Genomic DNA, 26,493 nt, shown 5'->3' with positions numbered 1-26,493 from the left:
ATCATTCGGCCCCACGGCTTTCTTTCATTTTGATGACTTTGGCAAGTGTTGGTAGAATGGTATCGTGCTTTTTTACAAATGGATTTGACTGATCCCAGACATAGCCCGCAAGTACTGAACAGATCTGGTTTTTAATTTCCATATCAATCTCTTTTGCGAAGACAATCGTTTGAAAGTCGCCGGTGTACCAGCCCGATACATAGCTTCTGAAGACATTAATTCCTCCTTGAACTACTTCCTCATAGTCCTTTTGCCAATTCACAATTTCACCTTGCAAGTGTTTTTGGGTCATTTTGGCCGATAATAACCCCGATGCCGTGGCGAATGTCACACCTGATGAAAAGATCGGATCCAGGAATTCGGTACTATTACCCGAAAGGACAAATCCTTCGCCGAACATCTTTTTGACACCAATGGAATAACCCAAAATATGGCGCGGTTCGAATTTTAGCTCTGAATTTTTAAAACGCCCGTTTAAATCCTCAAACTCGCGGATGAAAGTTTTATATTGCTCCCCGTCGTTTTCAGCGAGTTCGATGATTTTTTCCTTATCCCCGACAATTCCCACGGAAGTCAACCCGTCGGAAAATGGGATCGCCCAGATCCACGACCGGTTGTTGTCAAAAGAGTGGACAAATATGTTGTTGCTGGCTTCTTCGGTACGGTTAATATCTTCCAGGTGAGAGAAAATCGCTCCTCTCGGCGTAAATGAGGAAGGCTTGCTCAGATCGAATAGCCTCGGCAGTACGCGGCCATAACCGCTGCTGTCGATGATAAACCGGGCTTCTATGTTGTGGATATTTCCATCGGCGCTTTTGTACTCGAGTGTCTGTACGGTTGCGCTGCATGTTACACTCAAAACTTCACATTCAAAATTAACTTCAACGCCTTTGGCCCGGGTAGCCTCGGCGAGGGTACTGTCAAAATCCGCGCGTTTTACCTGCCAGGTCCAGGCCCAGCCATCGGTAAATTGCTCTGAAAAGAAGAACTCACATCTTTTTTCTCCGCGCATAAAGGCGGCGCCGGTTTTTTTCTGAAAATTCCTGGCTTTTACCGCTTCCAGCAAACCTGCTTCTTCCAGGTGCTCCATACAGCAGGGCAAAAGGCTTTCGCCGATCTGGAAGCGCGGAAATTTCTCTTTTTCAAGTATAGTTACATCATAACCCTGTTTTTTTAAATAAGAAGCTGCAACTGTTCCGGCTGGTCCGGCACCAATGACTACAACATCAACTTTTTTCATGATCAGGCATTTTTAACTTTTTGGACGAGTTTATCTTTATCTACAAAGGAAAAGCACGTAATGAAAGCACTGACCGTAACTCCTAAAATCCCATGCAGGGAAATATTCTGGCCCGTCAGGTGCAGATTAGGGATTCTGGTTTTGGTATTGATCTGGGTCCTGGCGGGTGAATTGGAGTTTTTCATCACTCCATACAAAGAACCGTCCCTGTTGCCGATATAATCCCTGAATGTAAGGGGAGTGGCACTGTGGACCATTTTGATTTTTTCAGAAATTCCCGGAAAAACTTCTTCAAGCCGTTTGATGACCCTGGCTTCTTTTTCTATTTTAAATTGCTCATAATCAGCCTCCCGCTTTCCCGGTTCGGCGACAGTTTTAAAGGAGCTGCTCCATTGGGCTGTCTCTTCAGCATTCATGTATGTCATGATTGACATGGAATCAGCGTATTTCCCGGTCCTGGAAATGTAGGGCGTGCAGATAAAATAAGTTTGCGGCCAGCTTTCTTGCTCATAATCTATACCGCTCCATACATCGTCGTTGTGATGCTGATATATATTGTAATTGAGGTATTCAAAAGTATTTTCGTGAAAGGAGACATGTACCAGAAAGGTCGAAATGCTGTTTTCGAGCGACTGGATCCTGTTTTTGTAAACATTCAGAAAGCGTTCATGACCAAATATATCTATCGTTACGGAAGGATGTACGTTGGAAATGAACTGTTTTCCTTTCACTGTCTCACCGTTTTCCAGGACAACGTCTGTTATTTCTCCCGCATCATTGTAATGCGCTGAAACAACTTTTTTATGCTTGAAGATCTTTCCTCCGTGTTGGCGTATCGTCCTGCTCATCTGGATCGCGATCTGAGAACCGCCATCGATGAATTTATAAGCACCCGACAAATAGCTTTTCATGATCAGGGCATGTACGTAAAAAGGCGTTTTCTCTTTCACACCTGCGTACAACAGGTTTGACCCGGCCAAAACGTTTCTCAGCCTGATATTTTCGGTCAAAGACGCAATGTAGTCATGCGCATTTATTCCTGTCACATCCCCGTCCATCTGATAATCTTCACCCGAAACTTTCAGATTGTATAGAGGGAATTTATTGCAGATTTCAAGGATTTTCGCGCAATATGTTTCGATTGCGGCCTCTTCCTCTGGAAAATAGGTTAACAATGTACTCTTGAAATTGTCGAAACCCTGGGCGTAATTGTATTCGCAACCATCATCGAAACGGATGACATCAAACCTGTCTTCATCCATTTTCTTGATTTTGAGTTTGTCGAGAATACCAAAGTATCTGAAGAACTGAAAAAGGTTCTCTCCTTCGTTCAGGCTGCCTACATAATGTACGCCCGTATCATAGATACTTTTATCCCGGCTGTACACCTGAAGGTGGCCGCCGATCTGGTGGTTTTTTTCAAGAACGACCACGCTGAATCCCTCCGATGCAAGAATATTCGCACAAGCCAATCCGCCGAGACCGCTCCCTATGATCACAAAGTCGTATTCTTTCCCGGGGCTAGTCTGCATCCGATGGTGAAGTGTAAAGTTAAATTCGTTTGGTCCGGTTAATAATCCTTTCTTAAAATGAAGAGAACATTGGATGTGCTGTCTGAATGCTCCCGCATTTCAATGCCCAGCCTGTTTTGCGCAGCGAACGCCCTGATGTCTCCGGATGAAAAGAAATAAAATTCTTCTTCTTTCTTATTAAAGGAAAACAGGCCGGTCGACAAAGCCTCGGTTGTCTGGGTTTTCTGGTGCTTTTCAACGCTGTCGGTGATCCCGTCGCGGATAAATAAAATGCCGCCAGGGTTCAGTGCCTGCACACAACGTCCGAGCAAATTAAGTTGTTTTTCCCTGGATAAGTAATGAAGTATATCATTTAAAAAAATAACGTCCTGCCGGCCCGGATCGGCGGTCATCACATCCTGGGCTATAAATTTCAGGTTGCCGTTTTTGTTATAGCTGTTCTGCGCAATACTGATTTTTTCATCATCATAATCTATGCCGGTTATCACGCGGTTTTCATTTTTATAATGCAGGAAAAATGACAAATACCCGTACCCGCAGCCCATATCCAGTATGTTCATCCTGTTGCCGATCAGCTGATTGTAGAATGTGTAATTATCCTTTTCCAGTTTCCACTTGATTTTGAAATACCATTCCAGTACCGGGCCTTTGAATACGTAGTTTGTGAAAATTTTATGTTTCAGGTAGGTAACGTCCTCCATTTCATCTTTGTAGGCAGCAAAGGCATTCTTAAAATACGCGGACACATTTTTGGTTTTATCCCGGAGCTCGGTTCCCCATTTGGGATCACTGAAATTAACTGGAGGCAATACGCGGACATTCAATGCGCCGGGGCGTATCAGGAAGTCATTTTTGGGCAAAACGTCCGAGGCACCGTGTATCAGGATTGGTTGAATGTCAAGATCAAGTTGTTCCGCCAGGTGAAAAGCGCCTTTGTGAAACCGGCCGATTTTTCCATCTTCCGACCTTGTACCTTCCGGGAAAATCAACAAAGAATAGCCGTCTGCGACCAACGCTCTCAGTTTCCGGACGTTTTCTTCCGGGCCGTCGTCGGTATATATATAGCCCGCAAACCGGATGATTGGGCCGAAGAACGGTGAGTTGTAAACCCAGCCTTTTACCATCAGCACGATTTTCGGCGTCAGCATAATCGCCAGCAGAATATCCAGAAAAGAAGTGTGGTTGGCGATATAAATGACTGGTTTTTCAGTATTTAAGTTTTCCAGTCCCGAGAAGTTTTTCTTTACATGGGGGCCGGAATAAATCACTGTTTTGGCATAAAAAGAAAGCGAACCGTTGATCATCGCTTTTTTTCTTTTTCTGGGAATGGGTAATAATAAGATCGTTACCAGCTTGGAATGCAGGAAAAGGCAGCCCGAGAGAAAATACGTAAAACTATTGATACTGATCAGAAACGGCAGCAGGGTTACCGGTGCCTTTTTTCGGGCTATGCGGTTTTGTACAAAAAAATCAAAAAATACGGGCTGAAAAACGAATGATATAAAAAGGATACAAACAACTCCCAGTACACTGATGAGTGCAATGGAATGAATGGCAGGATGTTCTGCAAAAATCAGTACACCTGTCCCGATGATCGTAGTGGCGGCTGATAAGGTAATTGCAGACTGATAGGAGTGCAGGCTGTCCTTGGCATACTTGTATTTGCTCAAAAGCCCGTCGGTAACAAATATGCTGAAATCGTCGCCCAGGCCGAAGATGAATGTGGTGATAACGACATTGACGAAATTGAATTTGATGCCGAGAATTGCCGCAATGCCCAGGATCCAGATCCAGCTGATTACCATCGGCAGGAAAGACAACAACGTGAGTTCTATTCGTCCGTAAACGATTAGTAAGGTAAGGAAAACTACCAGGGCCGAAGCCAGGAGGATGTAATTGAAATCATCTCTGACCAATGAAAGCAACTCGCCCGCCAGTTCGCCCCGGTCGAATATGGCCACGCCGGGAATAGCACGCAGCTGGGTTTTTACACCGGAAAGCTCCTGCTGATCAGCGATCAATGTGGTGATGAATTTGGTTTCCGAAGGTTTTGAATCAATCAGATTGCTGATGCCCAGCTCGTCAAAAAGTGTATCCCTGCCGATCGGACTTTTGTATTTCAATGCTACCCAGTCTTTGAAGTCCCTGAATGCAGACGGACTAAAACCGGTTGTCGAGGCAGATCCGTCGAGGCTGTTGTATGTGGCCCTTTTTGTTTCTGCGTTCCAGAACTGATTCCACCGCTGTTCGCGTTGCCGCCGGATATTCTCCGGAACCAGAAAAGATCCTGAGGATACAAAATCATGGATTTTTCCCTGCTTTTTGAGCTGAACCAGTTCCTGGTAAACCTGATAGTTACTTTGCTCCGCTTTCGCTCTCACCGGATCCGCCGCAAAAATATAGATCCGTTTTTCAGTTTTCGGATCGATTCCTGTAAGTGCTTCTTCGCGTTTCTGAAGATCGTTATCCTGTACACTCAGGTTTTCAAAGCCGCTGTCGAACTCAGTGTAGCGTGAAAAATAGAGCAATACCACCGTAAGTATCCCGATCAAAACCAGTATCATGTTTCGGAGACGGGATGGTATGGGAGGTATTTTGAGGAAACTGTACCCGGCAGGGATTTTTTTATAATCAAAAGAAACCGCCGACAATATAACGGGAAGTGCGATTAAAGTAAAAAGAGCAGCGCCCAGCAGACTGAGCGAAGCAAAAAGCCCGAAATCCTGAAGTACGACTGAATTGGCAAAATGTAAGGCACTGAATGCCATTATGGTAGTAAAACTGCCGGTCAGCAGGGGGGCACTTACTTCTTTGATTGCTGTGGATATGGACCCGGTATGCCGCAGGTGTGTAAAAAAATGGAATGCATAATCGAGCAGTATCCCGAAAATAACAGCCCCGGTAGCAAGCGAAATCCCGGATACCTCGGGCCGTAAAAAGCCTACGAGCCCCAACGCAAAAATGCCGCCGAAAATCCCTGGCAGAATAATGTACAGCGGGATCAGAAACTTTCGGTAATAGAAAATAAGGATGCAAAGGATGGCGATTGCAGCGATGATCGCTGTTTTATACGAATCATGCTTGACCTGGATCGCATTTCGGGCGGCTATTTCAAAAGTGCCGAAATACGTAAACGGATGATGGCGGTTGGTTTTATTCCATTTTTCCCTGAACGATTCCATGCGGTTGTACAGCTCTACATTTTCGCCGGAATTGCCAGAATCATAGCTGGTCGAGGCAAAAATAATGATCTGCTTCCGGTCGGCTGAGAACATGATGCCGTCGTCAAGCACCATACCGTTACTGTTGTTATTGGTATTGAGTTCCCCGAAAAATTTGCCCGTGAGCCCCAGCGGGTCGTTTAAGATGAATTGTTTCAGGAACGTACCGCCCGGCGTAAGCAATTGGTTATAGACCGAGGAGACCGCATTGCGGATCGAGTCCGGGCGGATTTTTGATGCAATATGGGGGTAATAGGACGAGTCGATCAGCTCCGGAAAATGAGCGAAAGTGTACTGGTAAACATCCTCCTGGATCCCCGGCCTTTCCGCCTGGATGTTCTTAATGTAACCATTCGTGTACCGGTTTAAAGAATCGGTAAAGTTTTCGGCGAGTTCACGGGCGTCGTCGGTCGAAATTTCCGGGTCTGTCTGGACAGAAAAAACAATCTGATTAATAATGTTTTTATTTTCGATCAGTCGGTTGAATTCTTCGAAGCTCTTACCCTTGGGCAGGGTTGCAAATATACTTTCAGTTACCGTCAGCCGCGAGATTCCATAGAACAGGACACTGACGAGAAGGATCAGGGCAATGAAGAAGATCGATTTGTGACTGGTAAGAACTTTATTAAGCCTTAATAATAAATCTCCGATCATTGACTGGGGTAACGTGTGTTTCAGGCAAAATTAAGCAAATGTACAAATCTGACAACTTTCAAGTGTGTGACCGGTGGTGATGGACTGGTTTGCCAAAGCGGTAAAAAAAGATTTATTTTACACAATATTTAATTACTCCATCTCTAAATGAATAGTATTTCCTTAGCTCAGATCGAGCAGTATGCTTTTGAAAAGAAGGAATTCATCTTAGCCGAAGACGCACTTAATCAAGTTTCGAAATCTTTTGCCTTTTTAACGAATTTTTCCAAAGATAAAATTATATATGGTATCAATACAGGTTTCGGCCCGATGGCCCAGTACCGTATCGAAACCGATAAACTGAGTAATCTACAATACAATCTGATCCGCAGCCATTCAAGCGGGATCGGAAAGCCGCTGAACGAAATCTACGCGAGAAGCGTAATGATAGCCCGTTTGAATTCATTTTTACAGGCCAACTCAGGCGTAAGCACGGCGGTGATCAAGCAGCTGGTCGCCTTTTTGAATAACGGCATTGTTCCCGAAATTTTTGAGCATGGAAGTGTTGGCGCAAGCGGCGACCTGGTACAATTATCGCATCTGGGTCTTAATCTTATTGGCGAAGGCTATGTGTACGAGGCTGGGGTAAGGACGAAAACTGCGGATGTACTTGCCAAAACGGGTATCGCGCCGCTCCGGATGGAATTGCGTGACGGCCTGGGGCTGATCAATGGTACTTCCTGCATGACGGGCATGGCGGCCATCAATATTATTTATGCAAAACGCCTTGTTCAGTGGGGGATTGCAGCTTCTTCCATGTTGAATGAAGTCATCGAGGCTTTCGACGATTCTTTTTCAAAGCAGCTCAATGCTGTAAAACATCACAGAGGACAGCAGGTCGTAGCGCAGCAGATGCGTGATTTTGTGGCTGGAAGCGGGCTCATCAGAAACAGGGAAGAGCTTTTTAAAGACGATACCAATTTACAGCGAAAAGAATTTGAACGGAAAATCCAGGAATATTACTCCATCCGTTGCGTGCCTCAGATCATCGGTCCGATCCTCGATACGATTCTTTATGCACAGGAAGTAGTTGAGAATGAGCTGAATTCTACCAATGATAATCCAATTGTAAGCCCTGACGACGATAACGTTTTTCATGGGGGCAATTTCCACGGCGACTATATTTCCCTGGAAATGGACAAGGTTAAGATCGTGCTGACCAAGCTTTCCATGCTGATGGAACGCCAGCTTAACTTTCTGATGAACAGTAAATTGAATGGAAAATTCCCCCCGTTCCTGAATGCGGGTACCTGGGGGCTGAACTTCGGTTTTCAGGGTGTGCAGTTTACGGCCACGTCCACGACAGCGGAAAATCAGGCGTTGTCCAATTCGGTTTATGTGCATAGTATTCCTAATAATAATGATAATCAGGACATTGTGAGCATGGGTACCAACAGCGCGGTGCTCGCCAAGCAGGTTCTGGAAAATTCGTTTCAGGTAATGTCGATCCATATCATGGCGATCTGCCAGGCGATAGACTTGCTGGAGGCGGATGAGAAAGAACAGCTTTCACCCAATGCAAAATCCATCTACGATCAGATCAGGCAGAAGGCGCATTTTGTAAAAGAGGATGTGCCTCAGTCGGAAAGTATAGCGGCGGTTTACGATTACATTAAAGAAACCCCTTTTAAATTATGAACTGTGCACTGGTGACCGGGGCGTCCAGAGGACTTGGCAAAGCAATTGCGGTTCAGCTGGCAAAGGACCATGGTCTTTATATACTTGTTAACTATGCCTCCAATTTGGCCGCGGCCGAAGAGACATTGGCCGAAATCCAATCAAATGGTGGTCAGGGAGAGTTGCTGCAGTTCAATGTTCAGGTGAAAACGGAGGTGGATGAAGCACTAAATGGCTGGCGGGAAAAGAACGAAGAGAAGTTTATCAGTGTTTTGGTAAATAATGCAGGAATAACCCGCGACGGTTTGTTCATGTGGATGCCGGAAAAGGACTGGGACGATGTGATAAACATATCGGCCAAAGGGCTTTTTAACGTTACCCAGAACACAATTCAGCAGATGCTGCGCAAACGTACAGGGCGCATTATCAATGTTGCGTCGGTGTCCGGGATGAAGGGTGTAGCGGGGCAAACTAATTATTCCGCGGCCAAAGGAGCTATTATTTCTGCCACAAAAGCACTTGCCCAGGAGGTTGCCAAACGTAAAATAACCGTCAATGCAGTGGCGCCGGGGTTTATTACCAGCGATATGACCAAGGATCTGAATGAGGCTGAACTGAAACAAATGATCCCGATGAACAGGTTTGGCAAAGCGGAGGAAGTGGCACATCTGGTCAGCTTTTTGGCTTCCGAAAAAGCCGCCTATATCACGGGAGAGGTAATTAATATCAACGGAGGAATTTATTCATAATTAATGGACCACAGAGTTGTTATAACCGGCATTGGCATCTATTCTTGCCTGGGTGAGAACCTGGACGAGGTAGCCAAGTCTTTGTACGCCGGAAAAAGTGGTATCATATTCGACCAGGTCAGGAAAGATTTCGGCTTTCGCTCCGCGCTGACGGGCATGGTTCAGGAACCTGACCTTAAAGCACACTTATCGAGGAGGCAACGGCTTGGGATGCACCAGCCGGCGATCTACGCATACATGGCAACCCGGGAAGCGCTGGAAGTATCCGGTCTGGACCTGGATTTTCTTGAAAAATCGGAAACTGGGATCATTTACGGGAACGACAGCACCGCAGCTTCGGTGATGGAAGCGGTGGACAAGGCCCGGGAAAAGCAGGACACTACCTTAATTGGAAGCGGAGCTATTTTTCAGAATATGAATAGTACCGTCAATATGAACCTTTCCACCATTTTCAAGCTGAAAGGGATCAATTTTACTTTGAGCGCAGCTTGTGCGTCCGGGTCGCATTCGATTGGAATGGGTTACCTGATGATCAAGCAAGGTTTACAGGATCGCGTGATCTGCGGCGGAGCGCAGGAAATCAATGCAGCGGCTATGGCAAGTTTTGACGGCCTGGGTACATTTTCAATGCGTGAATCGGAACCGACAAAGGCTTCCAGGCCTTTTGACCGCGACAGGGATGGTCTTATTCCCAGCGGCGGGGCAGCCACGGTAATCCTTGAATCTTATGAGGCTGCTGTAAAAAGGGGTGCGCCAATCCTGGCTGAACTGATCGGTTATGGTTTTTCATCGAACGGCGATCATATCTCAAATCCAAGTATCGAGGGTCAGATCCGGTCGCTGCAAATGGCTCTTAAACAGGCTGAGATATCCACAAAAGACGTCGATTATATCAATGCCCACGCTACTTCCACACCGGTGGGGGACGGCAGCGAGGCCAGAGCAATTTTTGAGGTGTTCGGCGGAAATGTCCCGGTAAGTTCAACCAAGTCAATGACCGGGCATGAATGCTGGATGGCAGGTGCGAGCGAGATCGTTTATTCCTTGCTCATGATGCAGGGTTCATTTATAGCCCCCAACATCAATTTTGAAAATCCGGATGAGGATTCCGCCAGGATCAATATCATTTCGGACACCAAAGAGCAGTATATCAATTGTTTTTTGTCTAATTCCTTCGGTTTCGGCGGCACAAACTCGACTTTGATCATCAAAAGAGTTTAGCTTGTTTCCACAAAATCTATTCTTTAAACTTCGTATCCGGCGAATTACGGGTGAGAAAATTTCGTAAATTTGTTATACCCCGGTACGCTCCATTTTCTGTATCTCCCCGGCAATTTTATGCTACTGTTGTCGCGGGGGTGAGAATATATATATGAAAATGTGGGAATATTTTTAAACTATCAGTCAGAATAAATTAATTTTGTAGCTATGCATGCTAACGACGTAAAAATGAATTTGGAAGAAGTTATTGAAGATACCAGAGATTTTTTATCCGAGGAGTTCGAGGTGGACCGGGATCTGATTCTTCCTGAAAACAATTTAAAAGACACACTGGATTTGGATAGTCTGGACTATGTGGATCTTGTTGTGCTCATCGAGGAAAATCTCAATATTAAGCTTACCGGAGAGGATTTCAAGGAGATCCAGACTTTCGGGGATTTTTACCAGCTTGTTCGCAAGAAACTTTCATTATAGGAATGAACCGTTGGGATGGTAAAACCAAAGGATCCTTAACGGGGTACAAAATCTTCCTTTTTTTTATAAATTCATTAGGGCTGGATTTTGCTTATCTGTTGCTTCGGATAGTAACCCTTTATTACTTTCTGTTTGCTGCAAGGCCCAAAAGAGCACTTCTCGATTTTTATCAGAAAACTTTACGGATTTCCGGTGCAAAAGCAAAAAAGCTGATTCGCCGGAATTTTTACATTTTCGGTCAGACACTCGTCGACCGGGCTGCTTTTTTATTGGGCAAGGATGAAAAATACTCCCATACCTTTCAAAATGAGCAATACCTGATTGATATGCGGGATGGAGGGAAGGGAGGGATACTGCTCAGTGCACATCTTGGAAACTGGGAAACTGCGGGTAATTTGCTCAAAGGCCGGATCACGCCCACCATTAATATTGTGATGCTGGATGCCGAAGTGGAAAATATTAAAAAGTATATGGATCTGTCCACGGGCGGTTCCCGCTTCAAGGTGATTGCCATCAAAAATGACTTGTCGCATATTATCGCTATCAGAAATGCGCTGGTAAACAATGAGTTCGTGGCAATACATTCCGATCGTTACATGGAAGGGGCAAAATTCATGGAGCTTGATTTTTTCGGTCAGAAGGCAAAGTTTCCGTATGGTCCGTTTCTTATTGCATCCAAATTTGATGCGCCGGTTACCTTCGTTTTTGCCGCCAAAAATGGTAAATACAGCTATCATTTAAGCGCAACCTTGCCTATTACCGCGAAAATGAAGCCCGAGGAAATTGCTCAGTTATATGTGGCCGAGCTGGAAAAAAAAGTAAGGGAATATCCCGAACAATGGTTTAATTATTTCAACTTTTTTCAATAATGCTTGTCAGTAAAGCAGCGCTGCACCTGTATATCCCCCACCGGCCGCCTTTCGTGATGATCGATAACCTAGTGAGCATTTCCCCGGAAAGGTTTGAGTCGGATTTTTTTGTGAATGAGGAAAATATACTTGTTGAGAACGGCTTTTTTCAGGAATCCGGGCTTATTGAAAATATCGCGCAAACCTGCGCAGCTTCTTTTGGTTTTCTGGACAGCGAGGGCGGCGGACCGCCGAAGATCGGATACATAGGAGCGGTGTCCAAGCTGGAAGTTTTTGAGCTTCCGGCTGTGAATTCGGTTATCAGAACGGTAGTCACACCAATGCACCAGCTGGGAAATATTTATCTCGTTAAAGGGGAAAGTTTCCTGGAAGGGCGTATATTGCTTGGATGTGAAATGAAAATTGTGGTGACACAATAACCCGCTCCTAACCTTTAAGAATTAATATGATTGCTTCTGAAATAGAAATTGATATACGATTTAGTGAAACGGATGCTATGGGTGTCGTGTGGCACGGCAACTACCTCAAATTTTTCGAAGACGGCAGGGAGGCATTCGGTAAGGCCTATGGATTAGAGTATCTTACGATTTTTGACAAAGGATATTTTACCCCGATCGTAAAATCGGAAATTGATCATAAAGCGCCTGTTTACTATGGTCAGATCATCAAAGTGATTACGCGTTATATTCCCGCCAAATCCGCAAAAATTCAGTTTGAATACGAAGTGATCAATCTCACTACCAATGAATTATGTGCAGTAGGTAAAACTATGCAGGTTTTTCTGGACAAGGAGACCCGTACGCTGGAACTGCTCACACCAGAGTTTTACAAAGACTGGAAAACTAAAAACAATGTGTAGGACAGTGCCCGGGCTGCAATTGAAAATCTCAGACTATTAAAATGGCCTACATAGGTGCAGAAGTAATGATCAGTCCCTTGGGGGAAACAACAGAAGAAAACTGGCTTGCGCTTTGTGAGAACCGGTCAGGGATTTCGCTGGTGCCAGATGCCGGATTTGACAAAGAAGGATTGTATCTGTCAAAAATCCCGGGACTGACCGGGCCTGCCAGATTCAGGGGCCTGCTTACAAGGGCTTTGAAGCAAATATCAGAAAAAATAGATCCCGCAATATTACCTTCCGCAAGAACAATTGTCCTGATCAGTTCGACAAAAGGTGAACTGGACGGGAATATAGCAGACCAGTTCGGGGAGCCGGCTGCTGCCTTAATTACGGAGTTCCATCTTGCGCATCAGCCAATCATCGTTTCCAATGCCTGTATTTCAGGTGTACTGGCCATTAATGCGGCTGCTAACTTCATCAATGCAAAGATTTATGATCATGTTATCGTAATCGGCTGTGACCTGATCTCTGACTTTGTCGTTTACGGTTTTCAGTCTCTTTTTGCGATCAGCGATCAACCGTGTATGCCTTTTGATGCAGCCAGAAAAGGCATCAGTATGGGAGAAGGTTGTGCGGCGGTGGTGGTTTCTTCGGATAGGGAAATTTACAAAGACCAGCCTTTGCGATTGTTTTCAGGCGCAAGCGCAAATGATGCGAACCATATTTCAGGACCGTCGAGAACGGGGGAGGGACTTGTCAGAAGTACGAAAAAAACGATGAACAACAACGGAATTACGGCCAGTGAAATCGATTTTATTTGCGCCCACGGCACTGCTACCCTCTATAATGACGAAATGGAATCCATTGCATTTGACCGGCTTAACCTGACACATATCCCTTTGAACAGTCTGAAAGGATATTTCGGGCATACTTTGGGTGCGGCCGGTGTGATCGAAACGTCCGTCTGCATGCAAATGATCCGCCAGGGAATGTTGCTGAAAAGCCTTGGCTTCCGTGAAAAAGGGACTTCGAAGGAGCTGAATATTGTTTCTGCCAATAAACCGGCGCAAATAAACACGATCTTGAAAACCGCGTCAGGTTTCGGAGGTGGGAATGCTGCCCTGATTATCAGAAAAATATGAGTTTTATTACAACATATTGCCATTTAACGAAAGATTACTGTTCGGTAAACGGGACAATTGCAGGCAGGCGCGATCCTGAGTCTGCCGATAGCTGGTTCAAACAGATTTACAAAGAGAAGGAGTTTGTATATCCGAAGTTTTACAAAATGGACATTCTCTCCCAGGCTGGTTTCCTGGCCTCCGAGCTCATCAAAAGAGCGAATCCTGAACTTGTTACCCGATATAAGGATGACGAGGTGGCGATGCTGTTTGGCAATGATAATTCCAGCGCAGAAACGGATGTGCGCTTTCGCAAATCCTATCAGGAAAATGGCGCACCCAGCCCGTCCTTATTCGTTTATACTTTGCCCAACATCGTCATGGGTGAGATCGCTATTATTAACAAATGGTACGGCGAAAATATGTTTGCCGTTTTACCTAAATTCGTATCCGGATTTTTTGTGGATTACGCACAGATATTGCTGGCAACCGGCTCAAAAGCGGTGCTGTGCGGGTGGCTTGGAATCAAAGATAAAAGTACGGAGGTTTTTCTCTTTCTGATAGAAAAGCAGGCTGCTGTTGGAATACCTTCAAATGCAGATAATCTTTCAGCACTGGCAGGGAATACCTCATTTACAACGGACTAACTCGCGAAAATTTATTAACAAAAGTAATGGACACCTTAAAAGAAGACTTAAAAAAACAGATTATCGAACAGCTTAATCTGGAAGACATCACACCGTCGGATATACAGGATGATAGTGCGTTATTTGATGATGCAGGTCTTGGGCTGGATTCCATAGATGCATTGGAACTGATCGTACTTCTGGAAAAATACCATGGAATACAAGTAACGAACCCCGATGAAGGCAAGGAGGCATTTAAGTCGGTGCAAACAATGGCCGACTATATCCGTAAAAGAAAAGGTGACCTTTAAAGTGGCTTCGTTTTTCAAATAAACAGTTTCTGCAAATGAGTGTCCGGATCACCGGTATTGGTATTGTTTCTGCCATTGGGCTGTCGGTTGAAGAAAATCTTGCGGCTTTGATGGAAGGCAGGTCGGGAATTGGCCCTGTGCGTATTCTGGATGAGGCAAAAGATCTTTTGGTTGGCGAAGTGAAATTGTCCAACGAAACGCTGATCGAACAATTGGGATTGACGGTGAAAAATGTTTCCCGTACATCGCTATTGGGCCTGAAAGCTGCTAAGGAAGCCTGGGGAAAAAGCCTGCACACTCCCGAGCTGCGAACCGGGATCATTTCAGCTACTTCGGTGGGCGGAATGGACCGGAGCGAAATATTCTACAAAGATTATTTGTCTGAAAACAACCCCGATTTTGAATTGCTCAAGACCCACGACAGTGGCAGTACCACCGAAAGGATCGCCGCTGAACTCGGGATTTCTGGATATATCAATACGCTTTCCACGGCTTGCTCATCGGGAGCAAATGCTATCATGCTGGGAGCCAGGTTACTTTTGCAGGGCAAGCTCGACCGTGTACTGGTCGGTGGTTCCGATGCGTTGACCCGCTTTACGATCAACGGTTTTCGCTCTTTGATGATTTACGACGACGCCTGGTGCAGACCATTTGACGAGTCGCGAAACGGATTAAACCTGGGAGAAGGCGCAGCTTTCTTATTACTTGAAAATGAAAAGAGCACGCAGATTTCAGGCAACGAGACGATTTGTTATGTGAACGGATGGGCAAATGCTGCGGACGCCTACCATCAGACGGCTTCGTCACCCGAGGGAACGGGCGCTACGCTGGCCATCAGACATGCTATTGAGAAATCGGGGATCAGCATTTCGGACATTTCGTACATCAATGCGCATGGTACCGGCACGAAAAACAACGATTTATCCGAATCGGTAGCACTTAACAATGTATTCGGGGAACATATCCCGCCTTTTAGTTCTACAAAATCCTTCACCGGGCATACCTTGGCGGCGGCTGGGGCAATTGAGGCTGTATTTTCTATTCTGGCGATACGGCATAACCTGGCTTATCCGAACCTGAATTATAAAACGGAGATCGCAGAAACCGGACTGGTGCCGGTGACCAGCTTGCAGAAAGAATTGCAAATCAATGCCGTTTTATCCAATTCCTTTGGTTTTGGAGGCAATAATTCATCCCTCGTATTTTCAGCAATTCACTGATGGCCTATATTTCTGCCGCTTCTACCATTTCACACCAGCCTACATTTCGGAATGCGGGTTTTTCCAATGTCATCCAACCCTTGCAGCAGGGCTCTGTTCTGATCAGTCCGGATTACAAAAGTTTTATTGAAGCCGGATTATTGCGCAGAATGAGCAAGATCCTGCGGATGTCGGTTGCCTGCTCGAAGGATTGTATTGCGCAGGCTGGTATTGACCAGCCGGATGCGATCATCGTAGGAACCGGCCTGGGCTGCCTGCTGGACACTGAGAAATTTCTGAATAATTCGATGACCATTGAAGGGCTTCTGCCGCCGACGTCATTTATCCAGTCAACCCATAATACCATGGCAGGGCAGATTTCCCTTAGCATAGGGAATCATGGCTACAACATGACGCACACGCAAAATACACTTTCATTCGAACATGCGGTTCAGGATGGGATGTTACTTTTGAATGAAGGCGAAGAGCACATTCTGGTAGGAGCCGCGGATGAACATATCGAAATACTGGATGAAATTTCAGAAAAGCTCAAGATCAATTTCGAAACGGGACTTACTTCGGCGGCATCATTTTTTATATTATCAAATGCAAAGTCTGAAGCGACGTTGGCGAAAATCAGAGATGTTCGAACAATAGGGCTGGTGACGGATGTGTCAGCTCAGATCAAAGCTTTTTTAGCGGAAAACAAAATCGGGCCGGACGGGCTGGACCTTGTACTTTTTTCCGGTAAGCCGCAGGATTCGGCTGAGATTTCATATTCAGAAAATAAAAACAGCCCGATCGACTTTACAGGATTTTCGGGAGTCTATCCTACATCCTCGGCATTCGCGTTGCATTTCGCGATTGACAAAATGGGGAACAATAAGACTTTGAAGCATATTTTGATTTGTAATGCATTGAATAAAAGTAATTTAGGTTTAACCCTTATCGAATCGGTTGAAGCATAACATTGTCACATTTATAGCTGTCACTGTTTTCGCCCTGAGCGGAATCATCTTCTGGGAAACAGGGTTTGCCTGGCTGGTGCTGTCGTTGGTCGCGGTGATTTACTTTGCGATCCTTGCATACGGATCTTTTAAAATACAGGCGAATTATTACTTCACCTCAATCCATAAAGGCAAGCGAAAAAGCGTCGCGCTTACTTTTGACGACGGCCCGGATGAAGAAAGTACACCCAAGATCCTGCAAATCCTGAAAGATAAAAATGTAAAGGCAACGTTTTTTGTGATCGGGAAAAAGGCTGAGAAATATCCCGAACTGATTCGTCGGATCGATGAAGATGGGCATACTATCGCAAACCATTCATACAGCCACAATTATCTGATTGCCTTTTTTTCAACAAAAAGACTGAAGGCTGATCTGGTGCGCTGCAATGAAGTAATTTCCGGTATCATCGACAAATCGCCTCTTTTTTTTCGTCCGCCTTTTGGTGTGACCAACCCCAGATACGCGACAGTTCTGAAAGAATTGAAACTGTGTTCGATCGGCTGGTCATTACGGAGCCTGGATACCAGGGCGAAAAACAAATATCAGCTGATCAGCCGCATTCTGGGTGTTTTACAAAAGCGGGATATCATATTATTGCACGATAACCGTTCCGTAACTGCCGATTCCCTCGAAGATATTATTGAACACTGTGTACAAAAAGGAATTAAAATTGAACCACTTCCCAGACTTATTGATAAAGAGGCATATGGTAAAAAGCCGGACAATTTTTAGTTTTCTGCTATGTCTGGGGTATTTAAATCTTTCTGCGCAGCATTTTAAGCCGGCTGCCAATCCGGAGAAGATTTTATCAGAATTGCGCAAAACTTCGTCGGCCACGCATTCCATCCAGGCTTCATTTAAGGAGGAAAAATATTTGTCGGTATTGAAAGAACCTGAGCACTCGTCCGGTTTATTTTATTATCAAAAAAATGACAAGATGCGATGGGAGCAGAAGAGACCTGGCAGTTATATTATACTGATCAACGGGGATAAACTGCGCATACAGGAGGGCGGGAAAGAGAAAAACTTGGCACAAGCGGGAAGAATGGCAGTGCAGATCAAGGAACTGATGATCGGACTGGTAAACGGAGATTTTCAGCAAAACCGGGCGTTTTCGCAAACATGCATGGAAAGTGCGGATCAATACATGATCGTGCTCACGCCGGTGAACAGACGGTTGAAAAATATATATTCAAAAATCACCCTGGTGTTTTCCAGGACCAGCCTGCGTTTGAAGGAGCTGACTTTTTTTGAAAAAAGCGGGGACAAAAGCCTCATGAAATTCCATCAGGAAAAATTCAACGAACCGATCGACAATAGCCTGTTTTTAACACTATAAGTAAACATATTCACGGATGTTTTTAAACGATCTTTACACCATCACCGAAACGGATTCCAGTGCCGGGCAGATCAATTCGGAGATCAAAATAAATGGGGGTCACAGGTTGTTTAAGGGACATTTCCCTGGCGAGCCGGTAACACCGGGAGTAGTGCAGTTACAGATCGTGAAAGAAATTCTTGAAGCACATTTGCAAAAGAAACTGAGCATGAAATCTTTGCGGGTCTGCAAATTTTTGAGTATACTCAACCCGGAAATAACGCCGGTCGTTCAGATTAGGATTAACTACAAACAGGCTGAAATGCTGGAAGTAGCATCTTCCGGGGAATTTGGCGAAACTGTATTTTTCAAAGCTCAAACCTCTTATCTTTAAGCCACCCAAATCCATACCCATACTCAGCGGACCATTAAAATAAATTATTTTACTAGTCCACAATCATTTCAAATGACGCTCAGTGATATTCAGTGCTGCATTATCATTCCCACTTACAATAATGAAAAGACGCTCAACCGGGTGATCGACTCGGTCCTTAAGTTTTCGGACGGACAGGACGTTATTGTGATTAATGACGGATCTACGGATGATACCCTTTTGACTCTTGCCCGATATGGTTTAAAACTCAGGGTAATGAGCAATACTGAAAACCGCGGGAAGGGTTATTCCCTGCGAAAAGCATTCAAGGAAGCGCAGAGGCTCGGTTATGAGAATGCCATTACGCTCGATTCAGACGGCCAGCATCTTCCCGAAGATATACCGCTGTTCATAGAAACTGCCTATCACAATCCCGGCGCTTTGCTGATGGGTTCGCGGAATATGGAGCAAGAGGGAGTCCCCGGCAAAAGTTCTTTCGGCAACAAATTTTCCAATTTCTGGTTTAAGTTTGAAACAGGCATTTCGCTGCCTGACACGCAGACGGGTTTCCGGTTATATCCACTGGGACCCTTGAAAGATATACGGCTTTTTACGACCAAATTTGAAACGGAGATAGAGGTGATCGTAAAGCTCGCCTGGAACAATGTACCCATCATTCCGGTTGACATCCGGGTTATTTATGATAAAAATGAAAGGGTAACCCATTTTCGCCCGCTTATTGATTTTACCAGGATCAGCATACTCAATACCTGGCTGGTGATTCTGACACTGCTGTACTACTTGCCAAAAAGGCTGATTATTAAGATCAGGGAAAAAGGACTCTGGGAAATCATCCGTGACGAGGCGGTCAAGCCGGAAGAATCGAATTTCAGTAAGGCAAAGTCCATCGGCTTTGGTTTTTTTATGGGGATTGTCCCGATATGGGGTTTTCAGTTGCTGGTTGGGATACCGCTGGCGATTTTCTTCCGCATGAATAAAGTATTGTTCATTGCCGCGGCGAATATCAGCATTCCGCCTGTGATTCCTTTGATCCTTTATGGGAGTTATAAATTCGGCGGACTGTTTTACAAAAATGGCGTACAGGTTACATCCCTGAAGGAGCTGACGCTAGAATCGATCCACCTCAATTTTGTACAGTATTTGCTGGGCGGAACTTTACTGGCTGTGGTCGCGGGTTTTTCCGGCTTTGTTATATCGTATATGCTTTTGAGTTTGGTGCGAAAAAAGCAGGGAGGAAAAGAAGCAGTTTCTGGATTACAATCATAATAACTATCAATTTTATCATGATATGTTCATACAACTGCGTTCCCGAATACAAAAAACGCAGTTGCTGTACTATCAGGTCAGGCCCAATTGGTTATGTGATCAGTTCTATTGCCTGGTAGAGCAATAGTCTCCAAATTTTCATAGAATCTATACGAATTGCTCAAAAATAAGCGATTTGGCATTTTGTTATGAGGAGCCATTCTCTATATTTACGAGAATTTAAAACCTTTAACCAAATTTTACATTTCGCAATGAGTAACATTACCTATTTAGTGCCGGCGTTAGGCCTTATCGGCTTGCTGGTTATGTTCTTCAAAAGAGGCTGGGTGATCAGGCAGGATGCCGGGAATCCTGAGATGAAAGATATAGCAGACGCCATCGCAGATGGAGCCCTCGCCTTCTTGAAAGCCGAATGGCGTGTACTCATAGTCTTTGGTATCATTGTCAGTATTTTATTGGGTTATTCAGGAACGCTGGTTGAAAATTCCAGTGCATTTATAGGTTTGTCTTTTATCGCAGGGGCGTTTATTTCGGCTTTCGCAGGATATATCGGTATGAATATCGCGACCAAATCGAATGTTCGTACCACGCAGGCGGCACGTACCAGTCTTACAAAAGCTTTGGAAGTGTCTTTTACCGGAGGTTCCGTCATGGGTATTGGCGTGGCAAGTCTCGCGGTAATAGGTCTCGGCGGCTTGTTCATTATTCTTTATTCTGTATTTATCGGCGACAGCACCGAGGTGAACGGGCTCGGTATGGAAAAAGTGCTCGAAGTTCTTGCCGGGTTTTCCCTGGGCGCTGAGTCCATCGCTCTTTTTGCACGTGTAGGTGGCGGTATTTATACCAAAGCAGCCGACGTTGGCGCGGATCTGGTGGGCAAAGTAGAAGCAGGAATACCTGAGGATGATCCCCGTAACCCTGCTACAATTGCCGATAACGTAGGCGATAACGTAGGTGATGTGGCTGGTATGGGAGCCGACTTGTTCGGATCGTATGTTGCGACCATTTTGGCGACGATGGTGCTCGGACGGGAAATCGTGGCAGAAGGGATGGACAATTTTGGCGGCATTTCGCCGATACTGCTTCCAATGGTGATTGCAGGAGTAGGCCTTATTGCTTCTATCATCAGTATGTTACTGGTGCGTGTCAGTGATGATAATGGTAATGTACAAGGCGCTCTGAACCGCGGTAACTGGGGTTCGATTATTCTAGTCCTGATCGTGAGTTACCCGTTGACTTTGTGGATGTTACCTGAGGGAACGCTGAATATCAGAGGTGTTGACTTTACAGCGCTGGATGTTTTCTGGGCAATACTGCTTGGCTCTATTGTTGGAGCAATTATGTCGATTGTGACGGAATATTACACGGCTATGGGAAAACGTCCCGTGCAATCTATTGTTAATCAGTCTTCTACGGGCCACGCGACCAACATTATCGGCGGTTTGTCGGTAGGTATGGAGTCGACGGTGATCCCTACATTGGTACTGGCAGCAGGGATTTTCATCAGTTATGAATTCGCAGGTTTGTACGGTGTGGCGATTGCCGCGGCTGGAATGATGGCAACTACGGCCATGCAACTTGCTATTGACGCTTTCGGGCCGATCGCAGATAATGCCGGTGGTATTGCTGAAATGGCACATTTGCCGGAAGAAGTTCGCGGACGTACAGATATCCTCGATGCGGTTGGAAATACTACTGCGGCCTCCGGAAAGGGTTTTGCGATTGCTTCTGCCGCACTTACCTCCCTGGCGCTCTTTGCTGCGTTCTGCGGAGTGGCGGGAATTAATTCTATCGATATTTACAAGGCCAATGTACTTGCAGGTCTTTTTGTGGGTGCAATGATTCCATTTATATTCTCGTCCCTCGCTATTGCTGCGGTTGGCCGGGCTGCCATGAAAATGGTGGAAGAAGTGCGTCGCCAGTTCAGGGAAATTCCGGGAATTATGGAAGGTACCGCAAAGCCGGAATATGATAAGTGTGTGGCTATCTCTACACAAGCCTCAATCCGGGAAATGGTTGCTCCCGGTTTGATCGCCCTGATCGTACCTGTGATTGTCGGATTTCTTTTCGGGCCGGAAGTATTGGGAGGCACGCTGGCGGGAGTTACCGTTTCAGGGGTTTTGATGGGTATTTTTCAAAACAATGCTGGTGGTGCATGGGATAATGCTAAAAAATCTTTTGAAAAGGGTGCAGTGATCAATGGTGTGACTTATTACAAAAAGTCCGAGCCGCACAAAGCTGCAGTAACCGGGGATACAGTAGGCGATCCGTTCAAGGATACTTCCGGGCCATCGATGAACATCCTTATCAAGCTGATGTCGATCGTTTCCCTGGTTATTGCGCCGCATATCAGCGTGAACAGTCATCTGAGCAGCGTGGATGTAAAAGCGAAGGTATCTCAGGAAGCAGTGGTTAAGGCAGCCGAAATTGAAAAACCTTCATCGGAAGTAGCCATTTACCCCGTGAAAGCCGTCTTGAAATAGAGAAATAGCTTTTAGATCACAAAACGCCCGGCCATCACGACCGGGCGTTTTGTTTTGTTAAGGATTTTAGATAGATGTGATTATCCCGCTGATAGGTAATTTCAACGAAAGGAAACTGTGCTCAGGAAACACATATCACGCAACTTTTGAAATCTTCAAAACCCCCACTGCTAAAATTTGGTGTTAAAAGGATTGGTCTTTTCGGATCAGCGCGAAGGGACGAAATGACAAAAGAAAGTGACATTGATATACTAATAGATTTCGACCTGGAAAAAGAGACATGCGCCAATTTCATGTAGTCCGTAACATACTAGAATCTATATTTCCGGACCATAAACTTGATATAGTATTTTCGAAAGGTTTGAGTCCATTTATCGGACCGTACATTTTAAAAGATGTCGAATATGTCTAAGGAGTGTCTCGAATATCTAAGGCATATTCCGGTGGAATGCGAGTACATCACTTCAGTTATTACATTCTGACGTTACCCCGTAAGATTTTCTGAGAGATGAAACACTAAAAAGCGTGGTAGTCCGAAGTTTTGAAATCGTCAGAGAGGCAACCAAAAAGATACCTGCCGATATAAAGTTGCATTGGAATCAGATTGCCTGGAAAAATATGGCAGGTATGAGAGACCGGCTGATTCATGACTATATCGGCGTTAAATATACAATTGTTTAGGCCGTTGTAACCAATATAATACCTGTATAAAAAAACAGATTCAAATGATAGTTGACCAATCTCGGTAACTTAGTTAAGTGGACGTTATTCTTTTATTATTTACGATCACCCCGGAACGATTTTTGTTACAATACATTACGCTTCGCAAAGTCACTGAAAATATTTTCAGCCTTTACCTGGCGGAATCAATTCAACGAAAGTCTTCAAACATGAAAAAAGTACTGATGTTAGCCGCAATGATAGGATTATCAGTTGTGGCTGTTAAAGCGCAGGACGCTTCGCAGACAAAAACCGAAAAGGCAGTATCCGAAACGAAATCTGAGGCCAGAAAAGCTCGCAAGGAAATGAAAAAGGACGCAAAGGCGGTTGGTGAAAAAACCGAGGAAGGGGCTGAGAAAGTCGCGGACGGTGCTAAAAAAGGAGCTAAGAAGGTAGAAAAAGGAGCGGAAAAGGCTTACGACGCTACTAAGAAAGAGGCCAAAGACCTGAAGAAAAAAGCAGATGATTAATGGCCGCAAGGCATAATGAATGAATAGTACAACCCCGGCTAGTCAATGCCGGGTTTTTTTTGTTGCCGATCAACAAAGATCAGCTGAATTTCTTTTTGAGATATTCCAATGCATGTTTATATGCATCAGCTGCGGCCACGGCATCGTATTTGGCATTACTTGGATTTGCAAAAGCGTGCACTGCATCATACATTTTGATGGTCACTTTCTTCCCGGCAGCTTTCATGTTTTCTTCAAATTTGGCAACCATTTCAGGATTGATCCCCTGGTCCTGGCTTCCGAAAATCCCCAGCACATCTGTATTCAGGGTTTTTAATTTTTCCACATCCTGCTCCGGACGGCCATAGTACATCACGCAGCCGACAGTTTGCTTGCCACCCAGGATAGCATTCTGCAATGAAAGCATTCCACCGAAACACCAGCCAATGCTGGCTATTTTAGCATTCTTGCCCGCATAGCTGATCCCTCCCCTGGAAATGGCCGAAAGCCTGTCCGCCGGTGCGCTTTGCATCAGCTTCGCGGCCTCTTCCCGGACAGTCGCAACTTTTCCATCATACATGTCCAGAGCAAGCACATTCACGTCGCCCAGGTCTTTATGAAGTTTGGCTGCCTCTTGCTTGATGTAGTCGTTCAAGCCCCAGAATTCCTGATAAACAAAAAGCCACTTGTCCGACTTCTTCGCGGATTTTAGTAAAAAACCTGATGCTGTTTTGCCGTCCGGAGTGGGAAAAGTAACCATTTCGCCGGCTCCCTGATAAATGAATGTAAGCGGATTTTCATGCAGCTCCACAAAAGACGCGTTGGCGGCAAGCCCGGCCATTTCATTCAAAGATGTCGTCGCCGGTGTGTGACAAACAGGGATAGCAGCCGGTTCCTGTTTCTTCGGCAGATAAAGGTTTAACATAAAAGCGGTTAGCAAAAGAAAGATTGTTCTCATGTTGGACAGATTGGACAGATGATGGAATTAATAAGTTCTTGATTTGTAAATTACTATTTAAATGATAGGTCACAAAAAGCAGGCCAAAAACGGAAAAAGACAAATCTGCCAGGGTTTTTCAAAAGATATTCACTATTAACGAATTTATTGTACTTATTGAAAGAGAGGAACTTAAAGACGTTCTTCTCCGGTTAATCTGGTAATACGTTTTGTTACATACATGAGTTTAAAACAATATTCTTTTCTTATCCTGATCCTGGGAGCGCTTGCTACAATTAGTCCCTTTTCTATTGACATGTACTTGCCGGGCTTTCCACGGATCGCTACGGATCTTAATACCACAATAGATAAAGTTCAGTTATCCCTCACAAGTTACCTGATCGGGATCAGCCTGGGCCAGATGTTGTACGGGCCACTGCTGGATCGTTTCGGGAGAAAAGCACCGTTGTTTGGTGGGTTAATCTTATATGTGATTGCATCGCTGGGTTGTGCACTTACGGATTCAGTGGACTCGCTGATTGCCATGCGTTTTCTTCAGGCAATGGGTGGTTGTGTGGGACTCGTTGCTTCCCAGGCTTTGGTAAGTGATTTATTTCCGGCGAACAAAAGAGCCGAAGTGTTTTCAACCATTACCTTGGTGATCGCGGTTTCTCCCATGATCGCGCCAACTGTTGGAGGTTATGTTACTGCTGCTATCAATTGGTCATGGATTTTTATAATCCTGGCAGGTATCGGCATGTTGATCATCGCCGCTATTTATTTCTTCCTGCCTACCGGAAAGCAGGCGGACGAGTCCGTTTCGCTTCGTCCGAAAGCTGTGATCAATGGTTATGCCACTGTGATCAAACAACCTCAGTTTCTGATCTATACTTTGGCTGGCGGACTGGCCACTGCCGCACCTTTTGCTTATATCGCAGGGTCTTCGGACGTGTTCATGAATATATACCATGTTACTGAGCAGCAATACGGATGGATATTCGCATTTCTGGCCTTTGCCATGATCGGTTCGACGCAGCTCAACCACTTTCTTTTGAAAAAATACAAAAGCGAAGAGATCATCAAAGTGACGCTTTTATATCAGAGTGCATTAGGCTTTTTGCTGATCGTAGGTGTCTGGAACAACTGGTATAATCTGTACAGTTTGATCGGGATGATGTTTATTTTTCTTACAGGACAGGGGCTCACTGGTCCTAATACTTCCGCACTTTCGCTCGCACCGTTCAGAAAACATACCGGAAGTGCTTCTGCACTGATGGGAAGCTGGCGGATGGGTGCGGGCGCTATCATTTCCGCCATCGTAAGTTTTTTACATAACAATACAGCCATGCCGATGGTTGGAATGATGGCTGCATGTTCTATTGGCGGACTGATAATCCTTTTCACAGGCAGCGCGGCTGTGCGGCACAGAGCTTCCAAAGCGAATGTCGAGGAAGAAATTTCTGTCCTGCTTTAATAGTTTTCCAAAAGTTATTTACGGATAGAATTCGTGTCTACCAATATGCCGAGACCGTAATGAAGCGGATAATTGTACAGCTTCTGACCGGTTTTGCGGGCTACATCTTTCACCGCCCGCCGCACTTCCGGGAAACTTTCAGTATCATGAAAGATAGTGCAGTCGCTATGCTGCGCGGCCCAAAGCCCGCATTCATAAGTTTCTTCATAGTGATGGACGATATCCACGTGAGCGAGATTGTATCGTTTCTGGTCTTTTTTGATCCAGTCCTTATAATTTGATTTTACCAGTTCAATGTTTTTGTAGGCCGTCAGCCTTTTGCTGGTTTCTTCGTAGTGCTGATTTTTATTCGCCGTATGCACGTCACCTTCAAAAGTATCCACGCCCGTTACGGAATCGAAAAAATTGGAAAAAACTACCGCAGAATACCCGAATTCCACCCCGAACTCAATACAGCTTTTACGTTCGAGTCCGAATTTTTCGATGATATCTTCTATGATCAGTTCCAGTCCTTTCCAGGCGGAAACAATATCCAGCATTTGCTCCGGTTTGCTGAGCTTTGCTGGCTTATAGGGTTTTATATCTGCGATAAAATTGTCACGTATGTAAGTTCTGAGTCCCATCTTGCATTTTTTTAGCGATCAGGAGTTTGGTTTCCGTCATGCTTTGCTAATATTCTGCCAAAATACGACACAATTTTCAACTTACGGGGCTTCTTTACATAACTTAT

At 45.1% G+C, this 26,493-nt stretch carries 26 protein-coding genes; 21 read left to right on the top strand and 5 right to left on the bottom strand.

From position 1 onward, the window contains the following. Position 1 precedes the first annotated feature (1 nt). Genes FBF61_RS04060 through FBF61_RS04050 form a run of 3 tightly spaced genes read right to left on the bottom strand, consistent with a single transcriptional unit; the run spans position 2 to position 6,647 of the window. Entirely contained in the window at positions 2–1,240 is a 1,239-nt protein-coding gene (locus FBF61_RS04060) for an NAD(P)/FAD-dependent oxidoreductase (RefSeq protein ID WP_138475867.1), read from the bottom strand. A 2-nt stretch (positions 1,241–1,242) separates the two neighbouring features. Next, positions 1,243–2,772, bottom strand: coding sequence for a phytoene desaturase family protein (locus tag FBF61_RS04055; RefSeq protein WP_138475866.1), 1,530 nt, complete (start codon positions 2,770–2,772; stop codon positions 1,243–1,245). 38 nt (positions 2,773–2,810) lie between these two features. Beyond that, on the bottom strand, positions 2,811–6,647 hold the full coding sequence (locus FBF61_RS04050) for a trifunctional MMPL family transporter/lysophospholipid acyltransferase/class I SAM-dependent methyltransferase (protein WP_138475865.1): 3,837 nt from the start codon (positions 6,645–6,647) through the stop codon (positions 2,811–2,813). Between the two features lie 147 nt (positions 6,648–6,794). Between FBF61_RS04050 and flxA the strand changes: the two genes are divergently transcribed. The 20 genes from flxA to FBF61_RS03950 all read left to right on the top strand — a co-directional run bounded on the left by flxA (position 6,795) and on the right by FBF61_RS03950 (position 23,373). Continuing rightward, a complete protein-coding gene (flxA, locus tag FBF61_RS04045; protein WP_138475864.1) occupies positions 6,795–8,324 on the top strand; it encodes a flexirubin biosynthesis tyrosine ammonia-lyase FlxA in 1,530 nt (509 codons plus the stop codon). Beyond that, positions 8,321–9,052 (top strand): flexirubin biosynthesis SDR family reductase FlxB, encoded by a 732-nt coding sequence (gene flxB, locus FBF61_RS04040; protein ID WP_138475863.1) that lies wholly within the window; start codon positions 8,321–8,323, stop codon positions 9,050–9,052. Before flxA ends, flxB begins: the two co-directional genes overlap by 4 nt. Before the next feature lie 3 nt (positions 9,053–9,055). After that, positions 9,056–10,273 carry a beta-ketoacyl-[acyl-carrier-protein] synthase family protein gene (locus FBF61_RS04035; protein WP_138475862.1) on the top strand — a complete coding sequence of 406 codons (1,218 nt, stop codon included), beginning with the start codon at positions 9,056–9,058 and terminating at the stop codon, positions 10,271–10,273. Positions 10,274–10,501: 228 nt separating this feature from the next. Further along, a complete protein-coding gene (locus FBF61_RS04030) occupies positions 10,502–10,747 on the top strand; it encodes a phosphopantetheine-binding protein (protein ID WP_229214906.1) in 246 nt (81 codons plus the stop codon). 2 nt (positions 10,748–10,749) lie between these two features. Continuing rightward, positions 10,750–11,616 (top strand): lysophospholipid acyltransferase family protein, encoded by an 867-nt coding sequence (locus FBF61_RS04025; protein ID WP_138475860.1) that lies wholly within the window; start codon positions 10,750–10,752, stop codon positions 11,614–11,616. Continuing rightward, positions 11,616–12,035, top strand: coding sequence for a hotdog family protein (locus tag FBF61_RS04020; RefSeq protein WP_138475859.1), 420 nt, complete (start codon positions 11,616–11,618; stop codon positions 12,033–12,035). Before FBF61_RS04025 ends, FBF61_RS04020 begins: the two co-directional genes overlap by 1 nt. A gap of 26 nt (positions 12,036–12,061) precedes the next feature. Beyond that, complete coding sequence (locus tag FBF61_RS04015) at positions 12,062–12,475, top strand: acyl-CoA thioesterase (RefSeq protein ID WP_138475858.1); 414 nt, start codon at positions 12,062–12,064, stop codon at positions 12,473–12,475. Between the two features lie 41 nt (positions 12,476–12,516). Beyond that, on the top strand, positions 12,517–13,599 hold the full coding sequence (locus tag FBF61_RS04010) for a beta-ketoacyl synthase N-terminal-like domain-containing protein (RefSeq protein WP_138475857.1): 1,083 nt from the start codon (positions 12,517–12,519) through the stop codon (positions 13,597–13,599). After that, positions 13,596–14,225 carry a hypothetical protein gene (locus FBF61_RS04005; RefSeq protein WP_138475856.1) on the top strand — a complete coding sequence of 210 codons (630 nt, stop codon included), beginning with the start codon at positions 13,596–13,598 and terminating at the stop codon, positions 14,223–14,225. Before FBF61_RS04010 ends, FBF61_RS04005 begins: the two co-directional genes overlap by 4 nt. Before the next feature lie 26 nt (positions 14,226–14,251). Continuing rightward, a complete protein-coding gene (locus FBF61_RS04000; protein ID WP_138475855.1) occupies positions 14,252–14,515 on the top strand; it encodes a phosphopantetheine-binding protein in 264 nt (87 codons plus the stop codon). Between the two features lie 35 nt (positions 14,516–14,550). Further along, entirely contained in the window at positions 14,551–15,735 is a 1,185-nt protein-coding gene (locus tag FBF61_RS03995; protein WP_138475854.1) for a beta-ketoacyl-[acyl-carrier-protein] synthase family protein, read from the top strand. After that, the gene (locus tag FBF61_RS03990) at positions 15,735–16,682 is read left to right on the top strand and encodes a beta-ketoacyl synthase chain length factor (RefSeq protein WP_138475853.1); all 948 of its coding nucleotides are present in this window, start codon (positions 15,735–15,737) and stop codon (positions 16,680–16,682) included. The genes FBF61_RS03995 and FBF61_RS03990 overlap by 1 nt, the downstream gene beginning before the upstream one ends. Continuing rightward, the gene (locus FBF61_RS03985; RefSeq protein WP_138475852.1) at positions 16,672–17,454 is read left to right on the top strand and encodes a polysaccharide deacetylase family protein; all 783 of its coding nucleotides are present in this window, start codon (positions 16,672–16,674) and stop codon (positions 17,452–17,454) included. The genes FBF61_RS03990 and FBF61_RS03985 overlap by 11 nt, the downstream gene beginning before the upstream one ends. Continuing rightward, positions 17,429–18,061 (top strand): flexirubin biosynthesis/transport protein LolA2, encoded by a 633-nt coding sequence (gene lolA2 / locus FBF61_RS03980; protein ID WP_138475851.1) that lies wholly within the window; start codon positions 17,429–17,431, stop codon positions 18,059–18,061. The genes FBF61_RS03985 and lolA2 overlap by 26 nt, the downstream gene beginning before the upstream one ends. Before the next feature lie 16 nt (positions 18,062–18,077). Next, a complete protein-coding gene (locus FBF61_RS03975; RefSeq protein ID WP_138475850.1) occupies positions 18,078–18,434 on the top strand; it encodes an ApeI family dehydratase in 357 nt (118 codons plus the stop codon). Between the two features lie 72 nt (positions 18,435–18,506). Next, the gene (locus FBF61_RS03970) at positions 18,507–19,700 is read left to right on the top strand and encodes a DUF2062 domain-containing protein (protein WP_138475849.1); all 1,194 of its coding nucleotides are present in this window, start codon (positions 18,507–18,509) and stop codon (positions 19,698–19,700) included. A gap of 251 nt (positions 19,701–19,951) precedes the next feature. Then, complete coding sequence (locus FBF61_RS03965) at positions 19,952–22,183, top strand: sodium-translocating pyrophosphatase (protein ID WP_138475848.1); 2,232 nt, start codon at positions 19,952–19,954, stop codon at positions 22,181–22,183. A 146-nt stretch (positions 22,184–22,329) separates the two neighbouring features. Then, entirely contained in the window at positions 22,330–22,482 is a 153-nt protein-coding gene (locus tag FBF61_RS35470) for a nucleotidyltransferase family protein (protein WP_205748222.1), read from the top strand. Between the two features lie 202 nt (positions 22,483–22,684). Beyond that, positions 22,685–22,864, top strand: coding sequence for a HepT-like ribonuclease domain-containing protein (locus FBF61_RS35465; RefSeq protein WP_374756603.1), 180 nt, complete (start codon positions 22,685–22,687; stop codon positions 22,862–22,864). 209 nt (positions 22,865–23,073) lie between these two features. Beyond that, complete coding sequence (locus FBF61_RS03950) at positions 23,074–23,373, top strand: hypothetical protein (protein WP_138475847.1); 300 nt, start codon at positions 23,074–23,076, stop codon at positions 23,371–23,373. Between the two features lie 79 nt (positions 23,374–23,452). Here FBF61_RS03950 and FBF61_RS03945 read toward each other — a convergent pair whose 3' ends face one another. Continuing rightward, positions 23,453–24,310 carry a dienelactone hydrolase family protein gene (locus FBF61_RS03945; RefSeq protein ID WP_138475846.1) on the bottom strand — a complete coding sequence of 286 codons (858 nt, stop codon included), beginning with the start codon at positions 24,308–24,310 and terminating at the stop codon, positions 23,453–23,455. 220 nt (positions 24,311–24,530) lie between these two features. On the opposite strand from FBF61_RS03945, the gene FBF61_RS03940 reads away from it, so the two are divergent. Further along, the gene (locus FBF61_RS03940; protein WP_138475845.1) at positions 24,531–25,763 is read left to right on the top strand and encodes a multidrug effflux MFS transporter; all 1,233 of its coding nucleotides are present in this window, start codon (positions 24,531–24,533) and stop codon (positions 25,761–25,763) included. Positions 25,764–25,777: 14 nt separating this feature from the next. Here the strand turns inward: FBF61_RS03940 and FBF61_RS03935 are convergent, their stop codons facing one another. Continuing rightward, a complete protein-coding gene (locus tag FBF61_RS03935; RefSeq protein ID WP_138475844.1) occupies positions 25,778–26,386 on the bottom strand; it encodes a class I SAM-dependent methyltransferase in 609 nt (202 codons plus the stop codon). Between the last annotated feature and the right edge of the window lie 107 nt (positions 26,387–26,493).

Source organism: Dyadobacter bucti (genome assembly GCF_005869225.1).
In the GTDB taxonomy this organism is placed as follows: domain Bacteria; phylum Bacteroidota; class Bacteroidia; order Cytophagales; family Spirosomataceae; genus Dyadobacter; species Dyadobacter bucti.
This window is presented reverse-complemented; position numbering and strand designations above follow the sequence as displayed.

What these genes read in the sequence shown, in the direction of transcription:
- FBF61_RS04060 (WP_138475867.1), bottom strand. Translation starts at nt 1,240, where the DNA reads ATGAAAAAAGTTGATGTTGTAGTCATTGGTGCCGGACCAGCCGGAACA.
- FBF61_RS04055 (WP_138475866.1), bottom strand. Translation starts at nt 2,772, where the DNA reads ATGCAGACTAGCCCCGGGAAAGAATACGACTTTGTGATCATAGGGAGC.
- FBF61_RS04050 (WP_138475865.1), bottom strand. Translation starts at nt 6,647, where the DNA reads ATGATCGGAGATTTATTATTAAGGCTTAATAAAGTTCTTACCAGTCAC.
- flxA (WP_138475864.1), top strand. Translation starts at nt 6,795, where the DNA reads ATGAATAGTATTTCCTTAGCTCAGATCGAGCAGTATGCTTTTGAAAAG.
- flxB (WP_138475863.1), top strand. Translation starts at nt 8,321, where the DNA reads ATGAACTGTGCACTGGTGACCGGGGCGTCCAGAGGACTTGGCAAAGCA.
- FBF61_RS04035 (WP_138475862.1), top strand. Translation starts at nt 9,056, where the DNA reads ATGGACCACAGAGTTGTTATAACCGGCATTGGCATCTATTCTTGCCTG.
- FBF61_RS04030 (WP_229214906.1), top strand. Translation starts at nt 10,502, where the DNA reads ATGAATTTGGAAGAAGTTATTGAAGATACCAGAGATTTTTTATCCGAG.
- FBF61_RS04025 (WP_138475860.1), top strand. Translation starts at nt 10,750, where the DNA reads ATGAACCGTTGGGATGGTAAAACCAAAGGATCCTTAACGGGGTACAAA.
- FBF61_RS04020 (WP_138475859.1), top strand. Translation starts at nt 11,616, where the DNA reads ATGCTTGTCAGTAAAGCAGCGCTGCACCTGTATATCCCCCACCGGCCG.
- FBF61_RS04015 (WP_138475858.1), top strand. Translation starts at nt 12,062, where the DNA reads ATGATTGCTTCTGAAATAGAAATTGATATACGATTTAGTGAAACGGAT.
- FBF61_RS04010 (WP_138475857.1), top strand. Translation starts at nt 12,517, where the DNA reads ATGGCCTACATAGGTGCAGAAGTAATGATCAGTCCCTTGGGGGAAACA.
- FBF61_RS04005 (WP_138475856.1), top strand. Translation starts at nt 13,596, where the DNA reads ATGAGTTTTATTACAACATATTGCCATTTAACGAAAGATTACTGTTCG.
- FBF61_RS04000 (WP_138475855.1), top strand. Translation starts at nt 14,252, where the DNA reads ATGGACACCTTAAAAGAAGACTTAAAAAAACAGATTATCGAACAGCTT.
- FBF61_RS03995 (WP_138475854.1), top strand. Translation starts at nt 14,551, where the DNA reads ATGAGTGTCCGGATCACCGGTATTGGTATTGTTTCTGCCATTGGGCTG.
- FBF61_RS03990 (WP_138475853.1), top strand. Translation starts at nt 15,735, where the DNA reads ATGGCCTATATTTCTGCCGCTTCTACCATTTCACACCAGCCTACATTT.
- lolA2 (WP_138475851.1), top strand. Translation starts at nt 17,429, where the DNA reads ATGGTAAAAAGCCGGACAATTTTTAGTTTTCTGCTATGTCTGGGGTAT.
- FBF61_RS03975 (WP_138475850.1), top strand. Translation starts at nt 18,078, where the DNA reads ATGTTTTTAAACGATCTTTACACCATCACCGAAACGGATTCCAGTGCC.
- FBF61_RS03970 (WP_138475849.1), top strand. Translation starts at nt 18,507, where the DNA reads ATGACGCTCAGTGATATTCAGTGCTGCATTATCATTCCCACTTACAAT.
- FBF61_RS03965 (WP_138475848.1), top strand. Translation starts at nt 19,952, where the DNA reads ATGAGTAACATTACCTATTTAGTGCCGGCGTTAGGCCTTATCGGCTTG.
- FBF61_RS03950 (WP_138475847.1), top strand. Translation starts at nt 23,074, where the DNA reads ATGAAAAAAGTACTGATGTTAGCCGCAATGATAGGATTATCAGTTGTG.
- FBF61_RS03945 (WP_138475846.1), bottom strand. Translation starts at nt 24,310, where the DNA reads ATGAGAACAATCTTTCTTTTGCTAACCGCTTTTATGTTAAACCTTTAT.
- FBF61_RS03940 (WP_138475845.1), top strand. Translation starts at nt 24,531, where the DNA reads ATGAGTTTAAAACAATATTCTTTTCTTATCCTGATCCTGGGAGCGCTT.
- FBF61_RS03935 (WP_138475844.1), bottom strand. Translation starts at nt 26,386, where the DNA reads ATGGGACTCAGAACTTACATACGTGACAATTTTATCGCAGATATAAAA.